We start from the raw sequence: 15,726 nt of genomic DNA, 5'->3' as shown, positions 1-15,726 counted from the left end.
CGTCTAGACAGCCAGCTCCACCCGATCCCGAAACTGCTCCAGCGCCTCGGGGTTGACCAGGGCATCGGTGTTTTTCACGGCTTCGCCATGCACCACGTTACGCACCGCCAGTTCCACTACCTTGCCGCTGATGGTCCGTGGAATGTCGCTGACCGCCAGGATCTTCGCCGGGACATGGCGCGGTGTGGTGTTGGCGCGGATGACCTGGCGGATCCGTTGCTGCAGCGTTTCATCCAGCACCACGCCATCGCGCAAGCGCACGAACAGCACCACCCGCACGTCACCTTGCCATTGCTGACCGATGGCGACGCTGTCCAGTACCTCCTCGACTTTTTCCACCTGCCGATAGATTTCCGCCGTGCCGATACGCACACCGCCGGGGTTGAGCACCGCATCGGAGCGTCCGTGGATCAGGAAACCGCCGTGGGGCAGTTCTTCGGCGTAATCGCCCTGGGCCCATACGCCAGGGAACTGACTGAAGTAGGAGGCACGCAGCTTTTCCTGATGGGGATCGTTCCACAAGCCGATGGGCATCGCCGGGAAATGCCGGGTGCACACCAGTTCGCCTTTTTCGCCGATGACTGCCTGCCCGGCCTCGTTCCAGACCTGCACCGCCATGCCCAGGCTCTTGCCTTGCATCTCGCCGCGACGCACCGCTGACAGTGGGTTGCCGTTGACGAAACACGACACGATGTCGGTGCCGCCGGACATCGACGCCAGGCAGACGTCGGCCTTGAAGTCGCGATACACATAGTCGTAGCTATGGGGCGCCAGCGCCGAGCCGGTGGACAGGAGGGTCTTCAAGCTGCCCAGGTCGTGGGATTGCCGGGGTTTCAGGCCCTGGTTTTCCAGGGCCGCGAGGAATTTCGGGCTGGTGCCGAACACGCTGATGCGCTGCTGGTCGATCAGATCCAGCAGGCGTTCGGGGCCGGGGTGGAACGGCGATCCGTCGTAGAGGATCACGGCGCTGCCGACGGCGAGCGCCGAGACCAGCCAGTTCCACATCATCCAGCCGCAGGTGGTGTAGTAGAACAGACGATCCTCGGAACCGAGGTCGACGTGCAGGCCGTGCTCCTTTACATGTTGCAGCAAGACACCGCCCGTGCCGTGGACGATGCATTTCGGCACGCCGGTGGTGCCGCTTGAATAGAGGATGTACAGCGGGTGATCGAACGGCACGCTGGTGAATGCCGGCTCGCCGCCGGGTTGGTAGAACTCGTCCCACAAAGCAATATTGGCCGGGGTCTTGAAATCGCCCAGGCCGGCATCGGGCCGGGCATAAGGCAGCACGATCAGTTGTTGCAGCGAAGGCAGTCGTTCGAGGATTTCATTGACCTTGGTCCGCTGGTCGATGACCTTGCCGGCGTAGCGGTAACCGGCGCAGGTCATCAGTACCTTGGGTTCGATCTGGCCGAAGCGGTCGATCACCCCTTGGGTGCCGAAGTCCGGCGACGAGCAGGACCAGATGGCGCCCAGGCTGGTGGCGGCAAGCATGCCCACCAGGGTTTGCCAGGTATTGGGCATGCACGCGGCGACACGATCCCCTCGGGTCACGCCGGCAGCTTGCAGGCTTCTTTGCAGGCCGGCAACGTGGGCGGCCAGTTCGGCCCAGGTCAGCTGCGCCTGGTCGCCGCTTTCGTCGACCGCCACCACTGCCACGGCATCGTCGCGACGGCGCAGCAGGTGTTCGGCGAAATTCAGTGTCGCCCCTGGGAACCATTGGGCGCTGGGCATGTGGGGGCCTTCCACCAGCACCTGAGTGGGCGCGTGGTGAAAGCGAATATCGAAGAAGTCGACGATGGCCTGCCAGAAGGCGTCGCGCTGGTCGATGCTCCAGGCGTGCAGGGCGGGATAGTCGTTGAGTTGCAGGTGGTGCCGCGCGTTGATGAACTGGCGAAAGGCGTTCATGCGCGACCGGGCGATGCGTTCGGGGGCGGGTTGCCAGAGGATGTCGGACATGGGGTGCCTCTTGTTTTTATGTGCACATACAAACTATAGAGCGAGCCGGGTCTTATTGGGGCACAGTCCTGTGGGAGCAAGGCTTGCCCGCGATGAAAACGCCTCGGTTGCAAGGCTGACCGCGTCAGCTTCATCGCGGGCAAGCCTTGCTCCCACAGGTTCCTCCAATTACTGACAGTGATTCAAAGCTACTGGGCCAACCACCCACCATCGATATTCCACGCTGCGCCGCGCACCTGGCTGCCGGCTTCGCTGCACAGGAACAGCACCAGTTCCCCCAGTTGCGGCGGGGTCACGAACGCGAGGGAAGGTTGTTTCTCGGCCAGCAGGTCGTGCTGGGCCTGTTGCGGGTCGACACCCGAGGCGATACGGTCGTCGATCTGTTTCTGCACCAGCGGCGTCAGTACCCAACCTGGGCAAATGGCATTGCACGTCACGTTGCTGGTCGCAGTTTCCAGGCCGACCACTTTGGTCAGACCGATGACCCCATGCTTGGCGGCGACATAGGCGGCTTTGCCCACCGAGCCGACCTGACCGTGGACCGAGGCGATGTTGACGATCCGCCCCCAGCCTTTGGCGCGCATGCCCGGCAGGCTCAGCCGGGTGGCATGGAACACCGAGGACAGGTTGATGGCGATGATCGAGTCCCAGCGTTCCACCGGGAAATCCTCCACGGCGGCCACGTGCTGGATGCCGGCGTTGTTGACCAGGATGTCCACGCCGCCAAACTCGCGCTCGGCGTAGGCGAGCATGTCGGCGATCTGCGCCGGGTCGCTGACGTCCGCCGGGTGATGGCCGACCTTGCCACCGAACTGTTTCACCTCGGCGATCACCGCCGAGGCATCGCCGAAACCGTTGAGGATCAGATTGGCGCCGGCCTTGGCCAGACCCAGGGCGATGCCCAGGCCGATGCCGCTGGTAGAACCGGTGACCAGGGCAGTCTTGCCCGAAAGTGTCGTTGTCATGGAAACCTCACACAATGCCAGTGGCGTAGAACACACCGATCACGAAGAACACCGCGAGGGTCTTGATCAGCGTAATGCAGAAAATGTCTTTGTAGGCTTCACGGTGGGTCAGCCCGGTGACGGCCAACAGGGTGATCACCGCGCCGTTGTGGGGCAGGGTGTCCATGCCGCCGCTGGCCATGGACGCGACCCGGTGCAGCACTTCCAGGGGAATGTTGGCGGCGTGGGCGGCGCTGATGAAGGTTTCGGACATGGCCGCCAGGGCGATGCTCATGCCACCCGAGGCGGAACCGGTAATGCCGGCCAGCAGCGTCACGGTGACCGCTTCGTTGACCAGGGGATTGGGGATGCTCTTGAGCCAGTCGGCCAATACCAGGAAGCCTGGCAAGGATGCGATGACGGCGCCGAAGCCGTATTCCGAAGCGGTGTTCATGGCGGCGAGCAACGCACCGCCCACCGCGCTCTTGCTGCCTTCGGCGAGCTTGCTGCGAATGGCCCGGAAGCCGAACAACAACACCAGGATAATGCCCACCAGCAATGCGGCCTGCACCGCCCAGATCGCGGTGACCTTGGCGATGTCGCTGGTCACCGGCGCCGCCATGCCCGGCAGCGCCAGGCTATGGGTTTTGCCGTACCACTGCGGTATCCATTGGGTAAACAGCAGATTCATGATCCCCACTGCCAGCAGCGGCGAGACGGCGATCCAGGGGTTGGGCAGCTTGATGTCTTCGGCGGTTTCCGGCTCGTTGCGCAGCTCGGTGCCATAACCTTCGCCCAGGCGTTGGGCCTTGTTGCGCTGGCGTTGCAGGAACAGCATGCCGATGCTGAACACGAAGAGCGTGCCGATCACCCCCAGCCACGGCGCGGCCCAGGCGGTAGTGTTGAAGAAGGTGCTGGGGATGATGTTCTGGATCTGCGGCGTGCCGGGCAGGGCGTCCATGGTGAACGAGAATGCACCCAGGGCGATGGTGGCCGGGATCAGTCGCTTGGGAATGTCGCTCTGGCGGAACATCTCGGCGGCGAACGGGTACACCGCGAACACCACGACGAACAGCGACACGCCTCCGTAGGTCAGCAATGCGCAGACCAGCACAATCACCAGCATGGCCTGGCGCGTGCCCAGCAGACGAATCGCCGCTGCCACGATGGAGCGGGAGAAGCCCGACAGCTCGATCAGCTTGCCGAATACCGCGCCGAGCAGGAACACCGGGAAATACAGTTTGATGAAACCGACCATTTTCTCCATGAACACCCCGGTGAACGCAGGGGCGACGGCGGACGGGTCGGTGAGCAGGACGGCGCCGAGGGCGGCGATGGGGGCAAAGAGGATGACGCTGTAGCCGCGGTAAGCGGCCACCATCAGCAGCGTGAGGGCTGCCAAGGCAATGATCACACTCATGGTGTGTCTCCTGGATTGTTATTGTTGTGATGAAGCGGTAGGAGACGGGTAAGCGAGTTTTGTGCCAGATGCTTAACTTATTGAAATATATGGATAATTTTTAGAGTGTCGATGAGGGATCAGAATTTTGTCTCTGTTTTGAGATTTTCGGGGGGCTTGCTGGCCTCATCGCGAGCAGGCTCGCTCCCACAAAGGGAGCAGTGTACGCGATAAACTGTGGGAGCGAGCCTGCTCGCGATGAGTGCGAAGCACTCCAAATGGCTAGTCCAAAAATAGAGATATATTGTCTCGTTACAGAGACTCGGCAATCCCCAGCGCCACCATCTTCTTATACAAAGTCGACCGCCCCAACCCCAACCGCTCCGCCGCTTGCACCACCTTGCCCCCGCATTGCGCCAGGGTGGATTCGATCAGTTGCCGGTCGAATCGGGCCCGGGCCTGGGCGAAAGTCTCCTGCGACAACAGTTCCACGCCAGCGCTTGCCGTGCGGGTCACCGGTGTGAAGGTGCCGATGGCAGCGCGGATGTCGGCGGCAGTGAGCACCGGGTTGTCGCTGAGCAGCGCCGCCCGTTCCAGCACATTGCGCAGCTCCCGGATGTTGCCCGGCCAGGCATGTTGTCCCAGCAGATCGAGTGCGTCGTCGTTCAGCTCGTGCTGGCTGCGCAGTTCTTCGAGGATCGCTTCGCTCAGGGCCGGCAGGTCGTCCAAACGTTCGCGCAACGGCGGAACCTGGATCGGCAGCACGTTGAGGCGGTAGTACAGGTCGGCGCGGAATTCGCCCCGTTTGATCGCCGCTTCCAGATCCGTGGAAGTGGCGGCGATGACCCGCACATCGCTTTGCAGCACCTCGTTGGAGCCTACCGGCTCGTATTCCTTTTCCTGGAGCACCCGCAGCAGCTTGCTTTGCAGTGGCAACGGCATATCGCCGATCTCATCGAGAAACAGCGTGCCGCCCTGGGCGATCTGCAACTTGCCGGGGCGGCCCTTGCGGTCGGCTCCGGTGAAGGCACCGGGGGCGGTACCGAAAAACTCGGCTTCCAGCAGCGATTCGGGAATCGCGGCGCTGTTGATGCTCACGAACGCCTTGTGCGCCCGTGGCGAGGCGCTATGGATCGCCTGGGCCAACAACTCCTTGCCGGTGCCGGTCTCGCCGAGCAACAGCACTGGCGAGTCGGCGCTGGCACTGCGGCGGGCGCGACGCTTGACCTCCAGGCCGGCGCTGCTGGTACCGATGAAGTGGGCGAAGTTGTATTTGGCCTGCCGTGCCCGCAGTAGCGAACGGGTGGAGGCCAGTTCTTCCTGCATGCTCTGATAGCGTTTGAGCATCGGCGACAGGCTGTGCAGTTCGCCGAACAAGGCAAAACCAATGGCGCCGATCACCGCGCCCGCACTGTCGTGGATCGGCAGGCGCATGACCACCAGCGGCTCCTTGGGCATGTCCTGTATGTCCAGCAGGATCGGCCTTCCGGTGCGTACCACTTCGCGCAAAAGGCTGCCAGGGATGACGCTCTCGCAAGCCCGGCCAATCGCCTCCTGCGCTGAGTTCAGGCCGAAGCGCCGGGCGTATCGCTCGTTCATCCAGACGATATTCGCATCGCGGTCGACGATCACCGTGCCCTCGCTGGACTGCTCGATGATCTCGAACAGCGAACGGATCGCCAGCGTGCGTACGCGCTTGTAGTCCTTGAGGTTTTCGGTGGGGGTCATGGTCATTCCAGGATGAGTGGTTTCTGTCCGGGCCTCTTCGCGAGCAAGCCCGCTCCCACGCAGGATACTCAGTGTCGTTCAAATCCAGTGTGGGAGCGGGCTTGCCCGCGAAGGCCACGACGCGGTCCAGCTTCAAGGCTCGATTATGCCCACTCCGGATGCGCCGCCGCCAACAGCTCCTGGGTGTAGGGATGTCTGGGCGACTCGAACACCTCATGGCTGGGGCCTTGCTCGACGACCTTGCCGTCCTTGATCACGATCATGTCGTGGGCCAGGGCACGCACCACGGCCAGATCATGGCTGATGAACAGGTAGGTCAGGCCGTGTTTTTCCTGGAGTTGTCGGAGCAGGGCGACCACCTGTTTTTGCACGGTACGGTCCAGCGCCGAGGTCGGTTCGTCCAGCAGGATCAGGGCTGGCTTGAGCACCAGCGCGCGGGCAATGGCGATGCGCTGACGCTGACCGCCGGAAAACTCATGGGGGTAGCGATGGCGGCTCTGGGGATCGAGGCCGACCTCCTCGAGGGCCTGTATCACTCGGGCCTCGCATTCCCGGGCGCTGGACGGGCTGTGGACCTCCAGGCCTTCGCTGATGATCTGTTGCACCGACATCCGTGGGCTAAGGCTGCCGAACGGGTCCTGGAACACCACCTGCATCTGTCTGCGCCACGGCCGCAGTTCCTTCTGCGACAAATGATCCAGTGCCTGGCCCTGGAAGCGAATACGGCCTTCGGATTCGATCAGTCGCAGGATCGCCTGGCCGAGGGTCGACTTGCCGGAGCCGGATTCGCCGACGATACCCAGGGTCTTGCCGCGCTGGATGTTCAGGCTGATGCCGTCCACGGCCCGCAGGTATTCCTTGCGCCGGAACAGCCCGCCGCCCAGGGCGAAACTCACCCGCAAATCCTGCACCTGCAACACGTCTTCGCGCTCGTCCCGGGGCAAGGCTTCGCCTTCCGGCTCGGCATGCAGCAGCTCACAACTGTAGGGGTGTTTCGGCGCGCTGAAGAGGGTTTCGCACGGTGCCTGTTCAACGATTTCCCCGGCCTTCATCACACAGACCCGTTGGGCGATGCTGCGCACCAGGTTCAGGTCGTGGCTGATCAACAGCAACGACATGCCCAGGCGTTGCTGTAATGACTTGAGCAGCAGCAGGATCTTGCGCTGCACGGTGACGTCCAGTGCGGTGGTCGGCTCGTCGGCGATCAGCAGTTCTGGCTCGCAGGCCAGGGCCATGGCGATCATTACCCGTTGCCGCTGGCCGCCGGACAGCTGATGGGGGTAGGCCTTGAGCCGTTCGACAGGCTTCTGGATGCCGACCAGGGCCAGCAGTTCGAGAATGCGCTGGCGCGCCTCTTTGCCGCCCAACCCCCTGTGCAGCATCAGGGTTTCGCCGATCTGCTTCTCTACGCTGTGCAGCGGATTCAACGAGGTCATCGGCTCCTGGAAGATCATCGCGATGCGGTTGCCGCGCAGCTCGCGCAGGGTTCCGGCGTCGGCGCCTACCAGTTCCTGGCCCCGATAGCGGATGCTGCCGGTGGTGCGGCTCTCGGTTTGCGGCAGCAGTTGCAGGATCGAATGGGCTGTCACCGACTTGCCCGACCCAGACTCGCCCACCAGGGCCAGGCACTCACCGGGGCGGATGTCCAGGCACAGGTTACGCACCACCGTGTGGTCGTTGAAGGCCACACTCAGGTCGCGGATTTCAACCAGGTTTTCGTTCATCTCAGGATTCTGTTTCATGATCGTGGGTCAAAGGCGTCACGCAATGCCTCTCCAATGAACACCAGAAGAGAAAGAATCAGCGCCAGGGTGAAAAATGCCGTCAGCCCCAGCCATGGCGCTTGCAGGTTCTGTTTGCCCTGGGCGATCAGTTCACCCAGGGATGCGCTGCCGGCCGGCATGCCGAAACCGAGGAAGTCCAGGGCCGTGAGGGTGGAAATCGCCCCGGTGAGGATGAACGGCAGGTAACTCAAGGTGGCGTTCATCGCGTTGGGCAAGATGTGCCGCACGATCACCTTGCGGTCCCCCAGGCCCAGGGCCCGGGCCGCCTTGACGTATTCGAGGTTGCGCCCGCGCAGGAACTCGGCGCGCACCACATCCACCAGGGCCAGCCAGGAAAACAGCGCCATGATCCCCAGTAGCCACCAGAAATTCGGCTCCACGAAGCCGGACAGGATGATCAGCAGGTAGAGCACCGGCAGCCCGGACCAGACTTCCAGCAAGCGTTGTCCCAGCAGGTCGACCCAGCCGCCGTAATAACCTTGCAACGCACCGGCGGCGATGCCGATCAGTGCACTGATGGCAGTCAGTGCCAGGGCGAAGAGGATCGACACCCGTGCGCCGAAGATCACTCGGGCCAACACATCCCGGGCCTGGTCGTCGGTACCCAGCCAGTTGACGGAGGAGGGTGGGCTCGGAGACGGCTGGTTGAGGTCGTAGTTGGGCGTGTCGTCGCTGAACGGAATCGGCGGAAACAGCAGCCAGCCGCCACCCTTGTGGATCAGGTCCTGCACATAGCTGCTGCGGTAGTCGGCCTGGAACGGCAGTTGTCCGCCAAACGCCTGCTCGGTGTAGCGCTTGAACACCGGGAAATACAGGGTGTTCTGATAGCTGACCACCAGGGGCTTGTCATTGGCGATCAACTCCCCACCCAGGGTCAGAATGAACAGGCCGATGAACAGCCACAGCGACCACCAGCCGCGCCGGTTCTTCTTGAAGCGCTCGAAGCGCCGTCGGCCCAAGGGCGAGAGCTTGAACATCAGGCGTTCCTCGCGGCGAAATCGATGCGCGGGTCCACCAGGGTGTAACAGAGGTCGCCGATGAGTTTGATGATCAGGCCGAACAGCGTGAAGATGAACAACGAGCCAAACACCACCGGGTAATCCCGCGATACGGCGGCCTCGTAGCTCATGCGTCCCAGGCCATCGAGGGAAAAGATCACCTCGATCAGCAGCGACCCGGCAAAGAACACGCTGATGAAGGCCTGGGGAATCCCCGACACCACCAGCAGCATCGCGTTACGGAACACATGGCCATACAACACGCGGCGTTCGCTCATGCCCTTGGCCCGCGCCGTGACCACGTACTGGCGGGTGATTTCATTGAGAAACGAGTTCTTGGTCAGGATCGTCAGGGTGGCGAAGCCGCCGATCACCAGCGACGTCACCGGCAGCACCAGATGCCAGAAGTAGTCGGCGATCTTGCCCAGGGTCGACAGCGACTCGAAGTTGTCCGACACCAGCCCGCGCACCGGAAACCAGTTCAGCGACGTGCCGCCGGCAAACATCACGATCAGGAACATGGCGAACAGGAACGCCGGCATCGCATAGCCGATGATGATCGCCGTGCTGCTCCACATGTCGAAGGCCGAACCGTGGTGCACCGCTTTGCGAATCCCCAACGGGATCGACACCAGGTAGGTGATCAGCGTGGCCCAGAGCCCCAGGGAAATGGTGACCGGCATTTTTTCAAGAATCAGGTCGGTGACCGTGGCACCGCGGAAGAAACTCTTGCCGAAGTCCAGGCGGGCATAGCTGCTGAGCATCAGCCACAGGCGCTCATGGGCCGGTTTGTCGAAGCCGTATTGTTTCTCGATGTCCTTGATCAGTTGCGGGTCGAGGCCGCGACTGGCCCGCGAGCTGCCGGTCATGGCGCTGCCGGAACTGCCGACACTGGCACCGCCGATGCCTTGCAGGTGGGCGATGGCCTGTTCCACCGGTCCGCCCGGTGCGGCCTGCACGATGACGAAATTCACCAACAGGATGATGACCAGTGTCGGAATGATCAGCAGCAGGCGCCGTGCGATGTAAGCCCACATCAGTGCGGCCCTCCGGGTGAACCGCGCTTGATGCGCTCGGCGGTCATCTGCTCGTTGGTCAGTGGCGTGGTGCTGATCTCCCACCAGCTTTCGATGGCTTCGTCATTGCTGGCCTGGATTTTCGGAATGCCAAAGCGATTCCACCACACGGTGGAGCTGCCCGGCGGGTAATAGTTGGGTATCCAGTAGTAGTTCCATTGCAGCACCCGGTCCAGGGCGTGGGCATGGCGGAGCATGTCGCCTTGGGTCGTGGCCTTGACCAAGCCATCGATGAGGGTATCGACGGCCGGGTCCTGCAGGACCATGTAGTTGTTGGCGCCCGGATCGTTGGCCGCCGCCGAACCAAAATAGTTATAGAGCTCCATGCCCGGCGAAGTGCTGACAGGATAGCCGGTGATGATCATGTCGTAGTCGCGACTCATCAGGCGATTGATGTATTGGGACGGGTCGATGCGCCGGATGCTCATGTCGATGCCGATCTGCTTCAACGTCCGCTTGTAGGGGAGCAGCAGGCGGTCGATACCGTTCTGGCTGTTGAGGAAAGTGAAGCTCAGCGGTTCGCCCTCGGCATTCACCAGGCGGTCGCCGTCGGGTTTCCAGCCGGCTTCTTCCAGCAGCGCCAGGGCCTGCAGTTGTTTGTCCCGGATCACGCCGCTGCCGTCGGTCTTGGGCGCTTCGAACACCTGGGTGAAGACTTCGTCGGGGATCTTGCCGCGCAACCGTTCGAGGATCGCCCGTTCGCCCGCGTCGGGTAGTTGCCGGGCTGCCAGGTCGGTGTTGGAAAAGAAGCTCTGTTGGCGCACATAAAGGTTGCGCATCATCTGCCGGTTGCTCCATTCGAAATCCCAGAGCATGGCCAGGGCCTGGCGTACGCGGCGATCCTGGAACTGCGGCCGTTGCAGGTTGAACACAAAGCCCTGGGCGGTTTGCGGGGCCTCGGTGGCCAGGTGGGCCTTCTGCAGGCGACCGTCACGCAGCGCCGGGCTGTCGTAGCCGATGGAGTAGCCGGTGGCGGAGAATTCGCGGTTGTAATCGTAGGCGCCGCCGCGCAACACCTGGCGCGCCACGTCGGTGTCACCGAAATATTCGATGCTGAAGTGATCGAAGTTGTAGAGCCCACGGCTGACGGGCAGGTCTTTGCCCCACCAGTCGGCATTGCGCTCGAACGTGATGCTGCGTCCGGAGTCGACCTTGCCGACCCGGTACGGGCCGCTGCCCAACGGTGCCTCGTAGCCACCTCCGCCGGCGAAATCCCGGGTCTTCCACCAATGTTCGGGAAAGACCGGCAGGGTGGCGATGTCCAGGGGCAGGGTGCGGCTCTCGTTGTTCTTGAAGTCGAAGCGAACGGTGCGTTCGGACTCCACCTCGACGCCTTTGACGGCTGCTAACTGGGTGCGATAGCGCAGGCTGCCCTGGGTCATCAGCAGCTCGAAGCTGTAGCGCACGTCCTGGGCGGTGATGGGTTTGCCATCGGCAAAGCGCGCCTTGGGGTTCAGGTAGAAGCGCAGGGACAGGCCATCGTCGGCGCGTTCCATTTTCTCCGCCACCAGGCCGTAGACGGTGTAAGGCTCATCGAGGGAACGCTGGGCCAGTGGCGAATACAGCAAACCGTCGATCTGGCTGACGCCGATACCCTTGTCGATATAGGGCAACAGATGGTCGAACTGGCCGATCTCGATGGCCGAGCGGCGCAGGGTTCCGCCTTTGGGCGCCCGGGGATTGACGTAGGCGAAGTGGCTGAAGCCTTCGGGATATTTGGCCGGCTCGCCATAGACGGTCAGGGCATGCTGCGGTGCGGCATCCACACCAGTGGCGCCTGTCAGCAGGAGTAGGGCGGTCAAGAACAGTGAGGGGAACGCCAGTTGCATTGTCAACCCTTGCGGCGAAGGGATTATCTGTAAGGGCAAGACCTGTGGGAGCAAGGCTTGCCCGCGATGAACGATAACGCGGCTTAACGGTTGGACCGCGGCGCAGCAATCGCGGGCAAGCCTTGCTCCTACAAGGTGGGCTTCATGTCGATAAGCCGGGGTCAGTCCTTGCGGCTGGTCACTTCCAGCAGGTGGTAGCCGAACTGGGTCTTGACCGGGCCTTGCACCACGTTGATCGGGGCGCTGAACACCACGGTGTCGAACTCCTTGACCATCTGGCCTGGACCGAACGAACCCAGATCGCCGCCTTGACGGCTGGACGGGCAGGAAGAGTTGGCTTTCGCGACTTCGGCGAAATCGGCGCCGGCTTCGATCTGGGCCTTGAGTTCGTTGCACTTCTCTTCGGTGGAAACCAGGATGTGGCGGGCAGTGGCTTGGGCCATGGAGAAAAATTCCTTTCAATGATTTCAAAGGTATTGAGCCTACCGGATTCGACTGAGGGTTGTTGTCAAAATTGCGTCAAAACCTTGAACCGGTGGATCAAAGGCCGGCTTTGCGCAGGCGTTCGGCATGTTTTACATAAAGCGCCACAGGGTCTGCGCCCTTGCGGGCGCGCCCGGACCCCAGGTCAATGGCGTCCATATGATCCATTGGATAGTCGGAGCGGATGACCTTACCCAAGTGTGAGCTGAATCGTCCGACCAGACCGTCGTTCTGCCCGGCTTCGGTGATGAAATATTCGGAAAAAGCGCGGCAGAATGTCTGGTAGGGAGCTGTCGCGTCGGGGATATCGCCGCAGACGTCTTGCAACGTGCCGCTCCAGGAGTAATAACGCACGCCATTGACGACGTCCGGCCCCTTGCTGCCCCAGTTCTTTGGCAACCCCTGGGGAAATTTGTCGTTGAACGCGCCTACACCTTCGGTGGTCAGCGCCCCCAATGCCGCTATGGCGTGGTGAGGCAGCTGCGCCTGGCCGCCCAGTAATGAAATGAAATCGGCAAACAGCGTCGCAACCCTGCTCGCCACGTGTTCCGGCAGGCGTCCGGGGGTGAGTGCCTTGCGAAGGAAGTCGGCCAGTTCGGAGCCATGATTGGGGCCACTGACCGACGTCACCGAGGCGACGCGGTCCGGTGTCACGGCGGCGGCGTAACGGGCCGCCAGCGCACCCTGCCCGTGACCGATCAGGTTGACCCGGGTGGCGCCGGTTCCGCTCAGGACGCGGTCGACCTGAGCCAGCAGTTCTTCCCCGCGTGCCTCGTTCGTATAGGTGGCCGACAGGTAGGGAATGAAGACCCGTGCACCGGCGGCGCGCAATGTCTGTTTGATTCCATGGAAAAGTTGATCCCCTGCGACCCTGTCAAACCCGAACAAACCATGGACCAACAGGATGGGAAATTGAGTGGTTGCATTCCGTTGCATGTTCGTACCTTTTTCGAAGAGGTTCATGTTGAATTGACGACGTCACTCTAATGCAGGCCCTTAAGTGAAGGTGTAGGAAGAAACCGCTCCAGCTCGTCGAAAACGGAATTAATGAAGCGGGAAAGATCAGCAGTTCGTTCAAGTGGGCGGGTTGGTATCCGGACAGGTCCGATAGGTCCGGTGGCGTGCGGCTACAGTTTTGGGTGCAAAGGGACCACTGGCGCTGTCGTCTCGTCTGACTGTGCATCGCGTGCGGCAGCGCTTTAATGGTCCTGTCGGGCGCTCTACGGGAGCGGCGCCTTCATCCAAGGATTGGAAGTTGCACATGAGCATTGAACTGTCAGGCCGGCGACACCGGCCCAATGCCCGCAAGACATTGCGGGCACCCCTTCTGACGGCGGCAAGGGGAGAGGTGATCGACCCTGCCTGGCCCAAAGTCGTCGTGAACATCAGACCCTATCCGATGATGACGTGTGGTGATGAGGTGACGCTGTTCTGGCATGGCCTCAATTCGGATGGCGAGCCGTACCGATACGAAGTCCGTCGCTACGTCACGGAGCGACAAATCGATCGGGATGTCACCTTTGTCGTGCGAGCTCCTCATATCGTCGAGCTGGACAGCGGTTCATTGGAAATTTCCTATCGCGTGACCGGAAGACGCTTGCCGGCATCGATGGATTCGGAACCCTTGCAATTGGTGATCGGCGATGCGCCCTTGCAACTCTTGCCGGCCATTGCCAGGGATGCCGTGGGCGGCACCCTTGACCCCGGTCGAGTACCCGATGGCACCTGTGTGGCCATCCGGCCTTATCCCAGAATGGCGGTCGGGGACCGGCTGATCCTGATAGGCAGCCGGAGCGGCAGGGCACTGTGGCGCGATGTGCTGGACATCGAGGCCCATGCCGTCGGTCGCGAAGTGTCGTTCTGGCTGGATGCTTCGCAGTTGGCCCCGCATCTCGGACATCAGCTGGACCTGGCATACATCGTCAGGCGTGGGCATGCGGTGCGTCGCGCCGAGACCCTGTCGCTGCATATCGGCCCGTTGGTACGCCCTGCCTTGAAGGCACCGCGGCTCCTGGGCGTGAGCGATGGTGAGCTGGAAGTTGACGCCCTGCGCGACGGGGTCACCGTGATCATCGAGGCGAGCGGCTTCGAGGCCGGTGAGTGGATCTGGCTGCAATGTGACGGAAACTACAGCCATGTCGAGGAGCGCGAAATCGTCGAGGCCATGGTTGGCCAGCCGATCACCTTTACGGTGCCCGCCGCTTATTGGCACGGCCAGCTTGGCCGGTCCGTGCGTATTCGCTATCAGGTCGAGCGGCTGGACGATGTGAGCCAGCAGTTTCCCGGGGTGCTGGTTGCCGTTCGTTCCCGAAGCGCCCTCGAGGGAGAGGGCGCCCTTGAACATTCAAGCGGCTGAAACCAACTGGCGATGGGCCTGGCGCAGCAGTTGTTCGGTGGCGTCCCAGCCCAGGCAACCGTCGGTTACCGATACACCATAGCGCATCGACGGACTGATGGGCTGGCAGCCCTCGAACAGGTGACTTTCCAGCATCATGCCAACCAACGAGCGGTTCCCTTGTAGACGCTGCTCCAGCACGTCATTGAATACCTGCGGCTGGCGCGCCGGGTTCTTGCCGCTGTTGGCGTGGCTGCAGTCGACCATGATCCGGGCCGGTATCTTCAGACGATTCAGGTCGTCGTGTATTTGCATGACACTCTGGCGATCATAGTTCGGCCCTCGGTGGCCGCCCCGCAGCACCAGGTGGGTATCGGGGTTGCCCTGGGTCTGGATGATCGCCGGATGGCCCTGGCTGTCGACGCCGAAATGCCGATGGGGGTGAGCGGCGGAACGCATGGCGTCGCAGGCGATGCCGACCCCGCCGTCCGTGCCGTTCTTGAAACCGACCGGCATGCCGAGGCCGCTGGCCATTTCCCGGTGGATCTGGGATTCGGTGGTGCGGGCGCCGATGGCGACCCAGCTGAGCAAGTCGTCGAAGTAGCTGGCGGCCATGGGTTGCAGCAACTCCGTGGCAACGGGCAGTCCGAGTCGCAGCACTTCGCGCATCAGTTCACGGGACAGCGTCAGGCCAGTGGCCATGTCATCGCTACCGTCCAGGTGGGGGTCGTATGCGAGGCCTTTCCAGCCCACCGTGGTGCGGGGCTTTTCCACGTAGGCGCGCATCACCAGCAGCATGCTGTCGCGCACGTCATGGGCAAGACGGGCCAGGTTCGCGGCGTATTCGAGCGCGGATTTCGGGTCGTGGATAGAGCAGGGACCGACAATGACCAGCAGGCGGGGGTCTTCACCGTTCAAGATCGAGCGGACGGCCTGGCGGTGGCCGTTGACCTGCTGGCTCAACGCATGGCTCAGGGGTAACTGCTGTTTGAGCTGCAGCGAGCTCGGCAACCGCAGGGTGAGGGCTTCATTGGCAGGGTTGAGCGAGGACAGCGGCAAAGCGGAGACGGACGAGTTCATGATCTGGCTTCCTGGACGAGCAGCGGGTTCGTTCCCGCGCGTCAGTCCTATTGAGGTGTTCGACAATTGGCCGTATTGGCCGGCAATGCAGGCATGCCACCGAGAGGTGAC

Annotated in this window: 12 protein-coding genes; 1 reads left to right on the top strand and 11 read right to left on the bottom strand. The window is 62.4% G+C overall.

Translation table 11 applies throughout. The features are described 5' to 3' along the window. Positions 1-3 precede the first annotated feature (3 nt). The 10 genes from AD666_RS16890 to AD666_RS16845 all read right to left on the bottom strand — a co-directional run bounded on the left by AD666_RS16890 (position 4) and on the right by AD666_RS16845 (position 13,136). Entirely contained in the window at positions 4-1,959 is a 1,956-nt protein-coding gene (locus AD666_RS16890) for an acetoacetate--CoA ligase (RefSeq protein ID WP_053154230.1), read from the bottom strand. A 188-nt stretch (positions 1,960-2,147) separates the two neighbouring features. Next, the gene (hbdH, locus tag AD666_RS16885) at positions 2,148-2,924 is read right to left on the bottom strand and encodes a 3-hydroxybutyrate dehydrogenase (RefSeq protein WP_053154227.1); all 777 of its coding nucleotides are present in this window, start codon (positions 2,922-2,924) and stop codon (positions 2,148-2,150) included. A 7-nt stretch (positions 2,925-2,931) separates the two neighbouring features. Then, positions 2,932-4,323 carry a GntP family permease gene (locus AD666_RS16880; protein ID WP_053154224.1) on the bottom strand — a complete coding sequence of 464 codons (1,392 nt, stop codon included), beginning with the start codon at positions 4,321-4,323 and terminating at the stop codon, positions 2,932-2,934. Between the two features lie 291 nt (positions 4,324-4,614). Further along, a complete protein-coding gene (locus AD666_RS16875) occupies positions 4,615-6,030 on the bottom strand; it encodes a sigma-54-dependent Fis family transcriptional regulator (protein WP_053154222.1) in 1,416 nt (471 codons plus the stop codon). A 143-nt stretch (positions 6,031-6,173) separates the two neighbouring features. Beyond that, positions 6,174-7,754, bottom strand: a complete 1,581-nt coding sequence (locus tag AD666_RS16870; protein WP_053155369.1) for an ABC transporter ATP-binding protein — start codon at positions 7,752-7,754, stop codon at positions 6,174-6,176. 14 nt (positions 7,755-7,768) lie between these two features. After that, on the bottom strand, positions 7,769-8,791 hold the full coding sequence (locus AD666_RS16865; protein WP_053154219.1) for an ABC transporter permease: 1,023 nt from the start codon (positions 8,789-8,791) through the stop codon (positions 7,769-7,771). Continuing rightward, positions 8,791-9,849, bottom strand: coding sequence for a microcin C ABC transporter permease YejB (locus tag AD666_RS16860; protein ID WP_053154216.1), 1,059 nt, complete (start codon positions 9,847-9,849; stop codon positions 8,791-8,793). Before AD666_RS16860 ends, AD666_RS16865 begins: the two co-directional genes overlap by 1 nt. Then, positions 9,849-11,717: an extracellular solute-binding protein gene (locus AD666_RS16855; protein WP_053154213.1), complete on the bottom strand. Its 1,869-nt coding sequence runs from the start codon at positions 11,715-11,717 to the stop codon at positions 9,849-9,851. Before AD666_RS16855 ends, AD666_RS16860 begins: the two co-directional genes overlap by 1 nt. Before the next feature lie 161 nt (positions 11,718-11,878). Continuing rightward, on the bottom strand, positions 11,879-12,160 hold the full coding sequence (locus AD666_RS16850; RefSeq protein WP_053154209.1) for a peptidylprolyl isomerase: 282 nt from the start codon (positions 12,158-12,160) through the stop codon (positions 11,879-11,881). A gap of 97 nt (positions 12,161-12,257) precedes the next feature. Further along, entirely contained in the window at positions 12,258-13,136 is an 879-nt protein-coding gene (locus tag AD666_RS16845) for a triacylglycerol lipase (RefSeq protein WP_053155367.1), read from the bottom strand. A 325-nt stretch (positions 13,137-13,461) separates the two neighbouring features. On the opposite strand from AD666_RS16845, the gene AD666_RS16840 reads away from it, so the two are divergent. Further along, the gene (locus AD666_RS16840) at positions 13,462-14,556 is read left to right on the top strand and encodes a hypothetical protein (protein WP_256222687.1); all 1,095 of its coding nucleotides are present in this window, start codon (positions 13,462-13,464) and stop codon (positions 14,554-14,556) included. Here AD666_RS16840 and AD666_RS16835 read toward each other — a convergent pair. Further along, positions 14,545-15,615, bottom strand: coding sequence for a 3-deoxy-7-phosphoheptulonate synthase (locus AD666_RS16835; RefSeq protein ID WP_053154206.1), 1,071 nt, complete (start codon positions 15,613-15,615; stop codon positions 14,545-14,547). The genes AD666_RS16840 and AD666_RS16835 overlap by 12 nt on opposite strands. Positions 15,616-15,726 lie beyond the last annotated feature (111 nt).

The sequence above is a fragment of the Pseudomonas sp. Pf153 genome, from assembly GCF_001269775.1.
Lineage (GTDB): Bacteria > Pseudomonadota > Gammaproteobacteria > Pseudomonadales > Pseudomonadaceae > Aquipseudomonas > Aquipseudomonas uvaldensis.
The sequence above is the reverse complement of the archived record's forward strand: the minus strand, read 5'-3'. Positions and strand labels throughout refer to the sequence as shown.